Raw genomic sequence first — 11,674 nt, forward strand, 5'->3', positions numbered from 1 at the left:
CGCCATCGTCGTCGAGAGTGATGGGCCGGGCACCTCGATCAGCGCGGTGGCACGCCGACACGGACTGAGCGCCTCGCAACTGTTCACGTGGCGGCGCCTGGCGCGTCAGGCTGGGAGGCACGACGACCAGACCCCACTGCAGTTCGTGCCGGCCGTGCTGAGTGTGGGCCGGCAAGAGCCGGCGTCAGCGCAGACGAGCTCCGCGCTGCGTGAGCCGCGCGGCTGTCACGGTATCGAAGTTGAGATCGCAGGCGCCACGGTCCGCATCGCTCAGGGCGCGAGCGCGGCTCAGATCGCCGCGGTGATCCGGGCGCTGAAGGCTCCCCTGTGATCGGGCCCTCCGGCGCGGTGCGCGTGATGCTGGCCACACGGCCGGTGGACTTCCGCAAGGGCATGGACGGACTGGCCGCTCTGGTCCGGGACGCGATGGGCGCGGATCCGTTCTCCGGCACGGTCTACGTGTTCCGCTCGAAGCGGGCCGACCGGGTGAAGCTCCTGGTCTGGGATGGAAGCGGGCTGGTCCTCGCGACCAAGCGTTTGGAGGCTGGTCAGTTCTGCTGGCCGAAGATCGAGGACGGCGTGGTTCGGCTGAGCGCGGCGCAGCTCGCGGCGCTCGTCGAAGGCTTGGACTGGAAGCGCGTCCATGCAGCGCGTCCCGTGAGCACGCCGGCGGTTGCAGGCTGAGCAAAAAGCCCGGCGGACGGGCTTCGTCGCGGTGGTAAGTCACTGGCGGATCTGCTCTAATCCGCTTCATGGTGGCGCCTGCTTCGCCCTCGTCCGACGACCCCGAGACGCTCAAGGCGCTGCTCGCCGAGGAGCGCGCCGAGAACGAGCGGCTGCGACAGATCATCCTGGCCATGCAGCGCCACCGCTTCGGCCGCCGCGCCGAGAGCCTGCCTGAGGATCAACTCCTGCTCGGGCTGGAGGAGGCCGAGCAGGTCGAGGCTGCGGGCTTTGCCGCCGAGGAGGGCGAGCCCGCCAGGAAGGAGGCCCGGAGGGTCAAGCGGCGCACGAACCGTGGGGCGCTGCCCGCCCATCTGCCGCGGGTCGAGTGCCTCGTCGACATCGACCGCACCGCCTGTCCGTGCTGCTCGGGTGCCCTGCACCGGATCGGCGAGGACGTGTCCGAGCGCCTCGACGTGGTGCCGGTGCAGTTCCGGGTGCTGGTGATCCGCCGTCCGCGCTACGCTTGCCGCGCCTGCGGGGACGCGATCGTGCAGGCCCCGGCACCGGCGCGGCTGATCGAGGGCGGTCTACCGACCGACGCTCTCGTCGCGCAGGTCCTCGTCTCCAAATACGCCGACCATCTGCCGCTGTATCGACAGACGCAGATCTTCGCCCGCCAGGGCGTCAGCCTCGACCGCTCGACGCTGGCCGACTGGGTCGGGCGCGCCGCCTTCCTTCTCCGGCCCGTCCACGGGCGGCTGCTGGAGACGCTGAAGCGCTCGGGCAATCTGTTTGCCGACGAGACCACGGCACCGGTGCTCGATCCGGGTCGCGGCCGCACCAAGACCGGCCAGCTCTGGGCGTATGCGCGCGACGACCGGCCCTGGGGCGGGACTGATCCGCCGGGAGTTGCCTACGTCTACGCCCCGGATCGCACGGCCGGACGGCCGATCGCGCATCTCAGTGGGTTTGCAGGCGTGCTCCAGGTTGACGGCTACGCAGCCTACGAGACGCTGGCCAAGGGCGGCGCGGTGCGGCTGGCCTACTGCTGGAGCCATGTGCGTCGGCAATTCTACGACCTAGCCGCGGCCTCGCCGATCGCGACGGAGACGCTGTCGCGCATCGCCATGCTCTACCGGATCGAGGCCGAGATCCGCGGTCGCCCGGCCGAGGAGCGACGGGCGGCCCGGCAGGAACGAAGCCGGCCCGTGGTCGAGGCGCTGGAGCCGTGGCTGCGCGAGAAGCTCGGCCTCCTGAGCCGCAAGAGCAACCTGGCGGATGCGATCCGCTACGCCCTGAGCCGCTGGGCGGGGCTGAGCCTGTTCCTCGACGACGGGCGCGTGGAGATCGACTCCAACACCGTCGAGCGCGCGATCCGGCCCCTGGCCTTGAATCGGAAGAATGCCCTGTTTGCTGGTTCGGACGGCGGGGGCGAGCACTGGGCGGTGATCGCCTCGTTGGTCGAGACCTGCAAACTCGTTGGCGTCGAGCCGCAGGCCTACCTGGCCGACGTCATCACCCGCATCGTCGACGGCCATCCGCAGCGGCGCCTCGACGAGCTTCTGCCCTGGGCCTACCCGAGCACACCCACGCTCCAAGCCGTGGCCTGAGAACGCCACGGCCCTGACGCGTCAGTCAGGGCGTGTGAACAGGCTCCGGAACAGCGCCTCGGATTGGCGCAATCCCTCGTCTGTCAGCACCACCGACTTGGCGCGTCCGACCGGATCGGCGATGAGCCCCTTGGCGTGGAGACGGCCAAGTACAGCCCAGTCGAAGCCCTTCCAGGCCCGACGCCCATCGTGGAGCGTCAGCCACAAAAGGGCGAGCACCGCCTCGTCGATGCGCTCCTCGTCGACCGCCATCTGAGCAGATTAGCACGCCGCGCTCAGACCGGGCGTGGTGCCAGCCGATCGGTTACGAACCACCGCCACGTCTTGCACCAAACGGGCGCGAAGGCCCTCCTGCTCCGACGCCACAGCGAGCAAGATAGTCGGGCAGACGGTGATCACGGCTGCGCTGCGGAGATGGGCCGACGTTCCTCTCGCCGCCATCCGTCACCGATCGTATGAGCAGGGAGCTGTTTGAGCTCATGCAAATTGGCCGACCGTGCGGGCGATTTGGCCCGCATGTATCTCACCGTGAAGAACATCGTTCATCATTTTACAATCCGAATGACTCAAAAGATCATTGGCCACATACCAGTCGCTAAGTGGGACGAGATGCGTCTGCAGCGACATGTCGGAAATATCATGGTACGCGGCGATAAAAGGTTTCGACCGCCCCTGAAAATGCAAAGTACGAACATTTACAGAGTTATCGCTGCCCTTCATGCGGTAGTACAATCCTGCCTCTCCCCGGTGAATTTCTTGTATGAAAGGACAACGTTGGGGAGGAACGACGTTATCTACAAGTGAGAAGCGCTCGCTAAAGCCAAGAAAAGTCCCTACCGCGGATAATGGTGCTACGACGTGCTGATTCAACGCAGCATATTCGAAGAAACAGTGCATATCAGACAGATGTGGTGTCCCATTGATCGCGTACTTCTGAGCTAATTCAACGAAACCTCTTTTGGCGTATAAACGCAAGAGATAATCACAGAACGCCTCTAAAACCGTGTAATTCCGGAAAAAATTAAACCAAGCCGTATCGAACATGACGAATCTGGACTCAAAGTCGGCATCGAATGCACCTGGAAATACGAGCAAGTCTGAGTCTGCGTAGTAGAAATTGGAAAGATTCCTCTCTTTTGCGATCTGAAGTATTACAAACCATCTTTCAAAACAAAATCTTTCATAATCTGGGTGATTAATCGAAGCATGCCTGTAAACTTCTCTGAACGAATTTGTAGCAGATGCATATTGCGCGACGTCAAAGAAAGTTATCCCAGGGACGGAAGCCCAACTTTTATCGCTTACCACATTAACATCGAGCCCTAAGCTCACTGCCTGGAGAACTGCATATCTGGCGACTTCAGACGAGCCTATATGAACGAAAAAGATCGATCTTTTCACTTGCATCTCCACTGTCTTATATTAAATAAAATTCAGCGCCTACTTGCCAGGCCTGACGGGATTTTATTTTCGAAACTGAACCTTGAACGGCCTAACAATGTTTCGTATTATCGACCACACTCTCGTTGAGCCATTGATCAAAGGCGGCATAAATTAAGCCATGGTAGTAGTTTTTATACTCGGCATCTGGCCGATCTACATACGAAATGCCGCCTTCACTGAGGCAGTAATAATCCACCGGATAGTAGCCGGGCAGTCCAGCATAGTTGGCGTCTAGCCCTTTAATAATCTGATCCCATTCCTCGTCGAACTTGACACCAAGCCGGTTCAATGGCTGGCTCGCAATATGACCAAATACGGTTGAGGTAGGGTGATTTTGGGTAAATAGCATCTGCGTATCTCGGTAGGTGTCGATCATATAATTGGCTATTTTTACATCGGTGCTCGCCTCCCTTTCCTTGAGGATAGAAAAGCTCGACCTCGTTCGTTCTAAAATGTCGAAAAACAACTTCCTGCTTTCATATGCCTGGATGGCGTCTAGAGCATTGCCTCCGGCATCATAGATTTCGCGGAAGGCCTGCATATTGTGGAAGCCACCTTCTCGGTAATAAGGCCAAAAACCGTTGTTGTAGACATACGGTATAGATATAGATTGGCAATCTATCGAGAGCTCTTCAGTTAGATTATTTCCGCCCCTCTCGGTGCAAAACCACTCGTGGCTGGTGCCAATGGGTTGGTATACAAACAGATCTGCGCGTCGCAGGTTAATCTTAAATTCGTCGAGATCTCCAGTGCCTGCAATAAGTTTGTAGTTCTCATGAACGCTAAATTCCATTTTGATTCTACCGCCGCAAAGTACCTTTAAAAGTTTGGCAACTCCGATTCCCTGACAGTTGGCATATATACATATGTGCATAGCTAATCCTCTCAACCGCTCCGAAATTGCTAATATGTCGTAAACAGCCGTCTATGAGATCCCGACTGCAACGAGGCTGAGTAGATTTGCGGATCTGCTAAATTGTCATGATCCAGAATATTTCCTCTGACTTACTGGCAGAATCTGGAAATCCTCCTGAGACAGAGGTACAGAGTGCCAGTTTAACATCATATGACCGGCAGCGAAGATTGTGCCGTCGTATCCATGGCAGATTTCCGTCACTATGCTTTCTTCGTGCATTGAGTCTATTGTATTATCAGATATTTCGAATTTATAATAATCATCGCTGGCGACAAAAATTGCATTTGTGATCGTTGTTGCAATTAGCTCGTACCCCTTCAATTTACCTAATTCAATTAAAGCGAGGAGCGAGCAACCCTGATTTATTTCAGGGTTCGCATCTTGGACGAAATACATGGTATTCGACGCGGTTGGATTAAATTCTATCACTACGACTCTCGGCCGGTAATCCTGAAGAGCGTTCCAAACGTGCCAATCATTCCCGTCGATATCTATTGATACCAAATCAAAGTCGTGCGGCGTCGGAGTCCTGGCAAGTATGGCATCAAGCCTCTGGTCCCCCTCCCAACCTACGGTTCCGCATTCAACAAAGACGGACCCAGACCTTGTCATATATTCATTCCGAAGTTCGCTAGATCGTTCCGGATTCGCTTCGATTAAAACCCCAGACCATTGCTCTTCGTTAATTAACGCCCACGTATTTGAAAGATACTTGCCGTCCCATGCGCCAAATTCAACGCACCATTTGTTGCGAGGTTGCATAATTTCAAAGATGCGTTTTATGATGCCGTCTTCGCCAAATTGCGACGTCACGTTTCCCGAGTGCTCGGAAAGATATGTGCTGCTGGGGTTAGTCGACTTCCGAGATTTTCTACTAATTACTGCCATGGCGTGATCCTTCGTTGCTGACGATGATTAGACTAAATAAATATTATAGAACTTGCGTATAACTTAACAGTGGGTATCGCATTCAAAGATCTGGAATATATTGACTCGTGCTTAATGTTTTCTCTAGTTTTACATCACTCAAATTCTCCTCTAAGCCGCTTGATTTCCTGTGTTAATGTGAGCACATCAGAGAGTCGTTGAGCTCGGTCGCGTTCTATTGCCTCAATGTGCCGGTTAAGCTGATTGATTTCTCCGCGAAGAGATCTGATTACCTCCGGGTATGAAAGATTCACTCGCTCTGGCGCATGTATTTCCTGTCTCGAGATTTTTCCGAATGTCTCTTCTCTTTTCTCCAGCCACACGTCTAAGGAAGAGCCGCGCAATTTTAGAGTCTGTATTTTCTGAGCCGGTTGCGGATTAGCGATAACGCAGCATCCGCGACGCGCTCCTGACTCTTGATGCCCTGGCAGTGTAGGGAAAAACAATTCCGTTCCAATCGGTACCTTTCCAGCTAACATTCGGACATCTAAAGATTTTCCCTCCCCATAATCATCCCATCCGTAATCAACATCATCCGGGACCATAAAGTCGTCGATGATTACAACTGATCTATAATGACGACGATAGATGATCTCTAACTCTTCGACCAGGGGGAGATCGTTCTCCCAGTGCGCATCCAAATAGAAAATTACCGAGCTGTCGGGATTTATTCTTTCAAGCACGCTGATGAGAAATTTCCTGGAATCCTCAATGCTGACAGTGACATTTTGGAATTGTTTGGTATTCTGGATCGCTTGCAATGCATGCATTCGCTCAATCTCACATGTGTAAATGGGTTTTTGAAAATTCCTCGCTAGCCAAGCCGTGGAAACTCCTCGAAAGCTCCCCGTCTCTATAATGCAGTCGGGATCAATTTCGTTTATTAAGTCAGAAATGATATCTATTCTTCCTTCTTGACCATTGAACGGACCACCCCAGCATTCCTGGAGCTCGCTTGAAGAAAGCTCTATTTCTGCGGCAAGGAGGGTGTATTTTTCGCTCTGGAAGAAATCGCCGTTCTCATCAAACGCCTTTGCGAGCCGATTTAAACTTTGTGACGCGTCTAGATAGGTTTCCTTGTCGACGTTCATTTGCTTTCTCCGTTCAGTGTTCTGATTTATTTGTGTGTTCGGTCTTGTAACTGATACTGACGTCGGGCACTTCGCCGCAGCATTTTGATATTTTCGGGCTTCTTAGCGGCTTGGCGGAATAAATGAGACATTTTAGATCTGCTTCCCTTCATTTCTGCGGCGGTCTCCGTTGGCGAAGTTGAAGGTGTTCCAAGGTAGTTAGCATTGCGGCAGACTCGCCGGTTTGTCGACGCTCCAATTTTGTCTCCGACACGCGCTAGCTGGTGCAAGAGAGCGAACTGATATGGATAGGGCAGTTTGGGTGCAATCGCAGAAAGTTGCGCCGTCTTCCACCCTGGACGTCAGGACGGCGCGCGGGAGACGCAGCGCTGGCTGGTGATTGTCCGTCGGGGCCTAGTGCGTCGAACGCCCCCGCGGATACGTTTGCGAGGCGCTCGGTGCGCGTTGGCGCGTGACAGCGCTGAGCGAGGTATTCGGTTTTTGGTCTCGCCGGCAATGACCATCTTCTCATCCGCCGACTTCTGGTGTTGGTGACCAGCATCAAGCTGTGGATCGGATGCGACATTCACGTGCGCTCTTCCGTCGTCCTGTGGCCGGACTCGCAATTTGCTCCAGACATCTCCTTCGGGCGCCATTACGATGGGTTGGCAGGCGACAAGCTTGGGCGGCTAGCAAGGAATTTGGCACGGACGAAATGGGCTGGGGTCTACCGCTGAGAAGGCGCCGGCAGCACACAGCCCTCGCGAGGGGCGGTACGATGGATGGACAGAGCCGGTCATGCGCCCACACCGCGCCACGCAGGACGCGAAAAGGCAGACTTCGGGTTATAACCCAAGCCTTTTTACTCAAGGAATCTCTCTGTGCCTTTTCCCGTATGAGTCGAAGTAATCGTGAGCTGCTGAGTCACAAGGAGCAGAACAGACCTGTTCTGCGGTCAAGCTGCTCAGGAAATAGGTGGCCGACCTCGTCAACACTTTCTGTCAGGGATAATAAAGATCGGCGCGAGACAAGTCGGCCGTTGTCAAGTCGGGATACAAGATTCATAGCGGTACGCCAAGCGACAATCCCGATATTGTCGTCGATCACTCTCGCGGCCGGTACTCATGCTGCGGCTGTACCCTGCGCCTAGTTGGACAGTGTCACTGGGGCTGAGGAGCCCCAGCAGATATCGGCGCACATTCAACACGATTTCTGACGTTGTGCTTGAATCTGGATGGAATATCATTTACCTAATAGAGCAAAAATCTTTAAGACCAAGTAAAATTTGTTTGGGTGTCACGCTGTAATTGGCGTGAAACGGGTGTGTTTTTTCGTCCGCGACCGTAGAGCCCCGAATGAAAAGGAGTTTTGTCCCGCTCGACTCGATCATACTGGCGTAGCCACGGAAATTGAATGAGCGGTTCTCGTGGATCAACGCGATAACCCGGGCGTTGGAATTGCAGAAGATACAATTGGTGAGTGCGGAACTCGCCGATCCGACGATCGTGTCCGCCGTATGGTAGAGCTCGACCTGCTCGGCGAACGACAGCTTCTCGGGATAGACCACCTCGAAGCCCTTCCCTGCCAGGACGTCGATGATCTCCGCCTCGTTGAGGAGCTGGCGCTGGACGAAGCCGCGCCGCGACAGGACGATCCTGCGGCCGGTCGGGCGCAGGTCGACGCCGCGCGCGGCGAGGCGCTTCAGCACGAGGCTGCGCATGCCGGCGAGCACGTCCTGGGGCCAGATGGCATCGTAGACCGGCCGGCCCAACTTGCTGTCGAACGGGAAGAAGGTCGGGACGGGAGCGACCCCGAGTTCGCCGAAGCGCGTCGCCTGGGGCGGCAGCGGCACGATCGCCCTGCCGCGCGCGTCGAGCAACTCGACGATCTGCCGGTGGGTCTCCGGCATGTGATCGTCGATACAGATCGGGAAGTCCGACGGACAGGCCTGATCATTGAAGCACAGCATGCGCGGCACGAATTCGAGGAGCCAGTGTCCGTAGTTCTTGCTCTGGAGCCCGAACATCATCAGCCCGGCATCCAGGGTCTGCGTCTCCGCCGGCTCCTCGACTAGGGCCCGCTTCGCCCCGTAGACCGCCGTCATGATCTGATCGGGATTCACGCCGTCCTTGATGTCGGCGATGCCGCTGAGCGGGTGGGCGGCGAGGTCATAGATCAGGCGGCTGCCCTGAAGCACGAGGTTGCTGCGCGGGAAGATCAGGCAATCCTTGAACCGGGCGACGTATTGGGGCGGCGCGTCTAGGCTGCCGCATGTCGAAGTGAGCGCCACCGGGCCTTCGAGGAAGGTGATCTCCGGCTCCGCGATCCGGCGGGGGCCGAGCAGCTCGCGGTACTCGCCCTCCCCCTCCGTCGCGGCCTGGCGGGCGGAAACGATGTCGTAGATCCGCAGCTCTCCGAGCCCGAGGACGAGCCGCGTCCGCTCGTGGAGCGCTTGCGCCTCCTCGTGCCGGCCGTCTTCGGCCAGCGCGTTCATCTGCAGGATGCGCAGGTTCCGGATCTTGCGTTCGAGCGTGTCGCCGTCGATCGTCAGCGCATCACCGCCCAGCTGATCCCGGGCGATCCGAGCGAGCAGGTAGCTGCGCACCGCGCTCTCGGCGTCGCCGGCGAGCTCATACTCCCAGGCGATGTGGATCAGCGACGGGTCGGTTTGCCCGCGGTCCCGGGCCGCCACATTGGCTTGGCGCAGCTCCTCCAGGAGTTCCTCAACGCCGTCGAACGCCTGGCGCCGGCACAGGTCGACGATTCGCGTCCGGATGGCGGCCAGATGGTACTGGGTGGCGCGGGACCGCGAAGTCCGGGCCGCCAGCCCATAGGCGCGGGCGGCGAGGTCGAGGCTGTCCTCCCCTTGAAACTTGAAGCCCAGCGTCGCGAGGTGCTGCGCGGCGGTTTCGGCCCGGTCATCCGCCAGGGTGGCGAGGGCGCCCTCGATCGCGTCGAGCGCGGCCATGCCGTTTGACCGATGGGCCTGCGTAAGGATGCGCCGAAAGTCCGCCTGCATCGTCCTCGACCGTTCCCTCTCGCGCGCCGGAAGGACGCGCGTTCCGAGCCGCCTCAACGGGCAGCCAGCGCCCGCTCCGCGCAGCCGCAGACCTCAGCGATCTGCTCCTGGGTAATTGCCGGGAAGAACGGCAGCCCGATCGCCCCGGCGGCGACGCTCTCGGTCCGCGCGAGGCCGTCGTGCCGGCACGAAGCGAAGGCAGGATGCGCTTGGCAGCCGGTCCCGTACCAGCGCCGCCACTGGATCCCGGCCGCGTCGAAACCGGCCGTCACCGCTCCGGCCGCTGCGGGTTCGAACAGCGCGCTGATCGTCATGGTCAACCACTCCGTCCCGAAGCCCGGCTGCATCCGCACGCCGATCCGGTCGAAGCCCTCGACATAGGCGAGTGACGCCTCACGCAACCGGCGGATGCGCTCTTCAAGGCCGTCGAACACCGCTAGCCCAACGGCGGCCGCGTACTCGGAGATTCGGTAATTCCCACCCCGCACCTCCGAGACGCGGCTGCTCGCCGAGAAGCCGAAGCCGGTCATGGCGGTGGTCTGCGCCACCAGATCGGTGTCGGTGGTGAGGATCGCCCCACCCTCCCCGATCCCGAGCGCCTTGGTGGCGTGCAGGCTGACGCAGATCGGCTGCGCGCCGACGCGGTGCAGGTTCAGCGTCGCGGCCGCTGCGTCGAACACCACCGGGATCCCGTGCGCCGCCTCGAACGCCTCCCAGGCCGCGACGTCGATCGGAGCCCCATAGGGGCTGACGACCACCACGGCGGCGACTTCGCCCTGGGCTACCGACAGGGCCCGCTCGGCGATCGCCGGCGTCAGCGACAACGTCTCGGGATCCACGTCCGCGAAGAACGGCTCCAAGCCGACATTGACCGCCGCGTGCGCCGTGGCGACGAACGTGTAGGCCGGCATCACGCAGAGCCGGCCGGGCCGGCCCGCGATTCGGTAGCGCAGGGCGAGCTCGATGGCCGTCGTCCCGCTGCCGGTGATCGTCGCCGCCACCGACGCGCCGCCGGCGCGCTCCGAGACGAAGCGGCAGAGCCGGTCAGTGAACTCGCGGGAGAGCGGCCCATAATTGCTGTAGATGTGCGTTTGATCGATCCGGCGCAGATACGGGACGATCGCATCCGTCTCCGGCAAACTTGGAATGAGCACGGGGATCATGGTCGAGATACGTCCTGACTGTCGGCCGCCACCATCCTCATCCGCACGCCCGGTGACGGCGTTCGCTATACATGGCCCGGCATGAGCGCAAAAGGCGCCCGCCCGAGCCTCTGCGGCAGCCTTCGGTCCGGCTAGGTCCGCCGCAGAGGCCGCGCCGGATTCCCGAACACCGTCTGGCCTGGCGCCACGTTCCGGATCACCACAGCGCCGGCGCCGACCACGGCGCGCGCGCCGATCCGGATCTTCGGTATCACGCAGGCGCCTGTCCCGAGGAACGCGCCCGCCCCTACAGCAACGTGCCCGGCCAGATGGACCCCGGGGCTCAGCGTGGCGAAATCCCCCAGCACATCGTCATGGGCGACGGTGCAGCCTGGATTGACCAACACGTGCTCTCCCAGCTGCGCATCCGTCGTGATGGAGGAATGGCCGAGGATCACCGCGCCGGTACCGATGCGGCTGCTCGCGCCCACCAGCACCCCCGGATCGATGATCGAGGTGAATCGCGCGCCGATCTCGGTCCGCAGATGCGCGGCCGCCCGGGCCCGGGGCTCGGGCTCGCCGAGGGCGACGACGAAGCGCAGGCTGTCGTCGCCCGCGAAGCTGCGCACATCCCGCACGACCGGCCGCCCGCGGAATGTCTCCGGCGCGTCGATGCCGGGATCGACGATGCTCGCCTGCAGGTCCACCGGGGAGCCGTGCGCATTCAGGCGAACAAGAGCATCCACGATCTCGCGTGCCAGGGCGCCTGCACCGTATAGGACGAGGCGGATCGTCATCGCGGCGGTACCCGTAAGCGGCTCGGAGAGCAGCCCAACCCTGGCGGCCTTTCGCTGGGGTGATCGTCCATGCGCGGGATTCCC

Annotated in this window: 11 protein-coding genes; 3 read left to right on the forward strand and 8 right to left on the reverse strand. The window is 59.6% G+C overall.

Annotated elements, in window-relative coordinates:
- From Q8W67_RS26760 to Q8W67_RS04420, 3 genes are all read left to right on the forward strand, one after another.
- Positions 1 to 331 (forward strand): transposase (locus Q8W67_RS26760; RefSeq protein WP_370693814.1); only part of this gene is annotated, 331 nt, incomplete at its 5' end.
- Positions 328 to 684, forward strand: a complete 357-nt coding sequence (gene tnpB, locus Q8W67_RS04415) for an IS66 family insertion sequence element accessory protein TnpB (RefSeq protein WP_305541299.1) — start codon at positions 328 to 330, stop codon at positions 682 to 684. The genes Q8W67_RS26760 and tnpB, both read left to right, overlap by 4 nt.
- 68 nt (positions 685 to 752) lie before the next feature.
- Complete coding sequence (locus Q8W67_RS04420) at positions 753 to 2,276, forward strand: IS66 family transposase (protein ID WP_305541302.1); 1,524 nt, start codon at positions 753 to 755, stop codon at positions 2,274 to 2,276.
- Between the two features lie 21 nt (positions 2,277 to 2,297).
- Here Q8W67_RS04420 and Q8W67_RS04425 read toward each other — a convergent pair whose 3' ends face one another.
- From Q8W67_RS04425 to Q8W67_RS04460, 8 genes are all read right to left on the reverse strand, one after another.
- Positions 2,298 to 2,528: a DUF6429 family protein gene (locus Q8W67_RS04425; RefSeq protein WP_305541305.1), complete on the reverse strand. Its 231-nt coding sequence runs from the start codon at positions 2,526 to 2,528 to the stop codon at positions 2,298 to 2,300.
- A gap of 225 nt (positions 2,529 to 2,753) precedes the next feature.
- A complete protein-coding gene (locus tag Q8W67_RS04430; protein ID WP_305541308.1) occupies positions 2,754 to 3,677 on the reverse strand; it encodes a hypothetical protein in 924 nt (307 codons plus the stop codon).
- Positions 3,678 to 3,768: 91 nt separating this feature from the next.
- Positions 3,769 to 4,593, reverse strand: coding sequence for a WcbI family polysaccharide biosynthesis putative acetyltransferase (locus tag Q8W67_RS04435; protein ID WP_305541838.1), 825 nt, complete (start codon positions 4,591 to 4,593; stop codon positions 3,769 to 3,771).
- Positions 4,594 to 4,698: 105 nt separating this feature from the next.
- Positions 4,699 to 5,448: a hypothetical protein gene (locus tag Q8W67_RS04440; RefSeq protein WP_305541311.1), complete on the reverse strand. Its 750-nt coding sequence runs from the start codon at positions 5,446 to 5,448 to the stop codon at positions 4,699 to 4,701.
- A 209-nt stretch (positions 5,449 to 5,657) separates the two neighbouring features.
- Positions 5,658 to 6,653: a hypothetical protein gene (locus Q8W67_RS04445; protein WP_305541314.1), complete on the reverse strand. Its 996-nt coding sequence runs from the start codon at positions 6,651 to 6,653 to the stop codon at positions 5,658 to 5,660.
- A gap of 1,225 nt (positions 6,654 to 7,878) precedes the next feature.
- Positions 7,879 to 9,600 (reverse strand): glycosyltransferase 61 family protein, encoded by a 1,722-nt coding sequence (locus tag Q8W67_RS04450; RefSeq protein WP_305541317.1) that lies wholly within the window; start codon positions 9,598 to 9,600, stop codon positions 7,879 to 7,881.
- A 104-nt stretch (positions 9,601 to 9,704) separates the two neighbouring features.
- Complete coding sequence (locus Q8W67_RS04455; protein ID WP_305541320.1) at positions 9,705 to 10,814, reverse strand: DegT/DnrJ/EryC1/StrS aminotransferase family protein; 1,110 nt, start codon at positions 10,812 to 10,814, stop codon at positions 9,705 to 9,707.
- Positions 10,815 to 10,945: 131 nt separating this feature from the next.
- On the reverse strand, positions 10,946 to 11,590 hold the full coding sequence (locus Q8W67_RS04460) for a NeuD/PglB/VioB family sugar acetyltransferase (RefSeq protein ID WP_305541324.1): 645 nt from the start codon (positions 11,588 to 11,590) through the stop codon (positions 10,946 to 10,948).
- Positions 11,591 to 11,674: the final 84 nt, after the last annotated feature.

Origin of the sequence: Methylobacterium sp. NEAU K, from assembly GCF_030700285.1 — a bacterium.
Classification (GTDB): Bacteria; Pseudomonadota; Alphaproteobacteria; order Rhizobiales; family Beijerinckiaceae; genus Methylobacterium.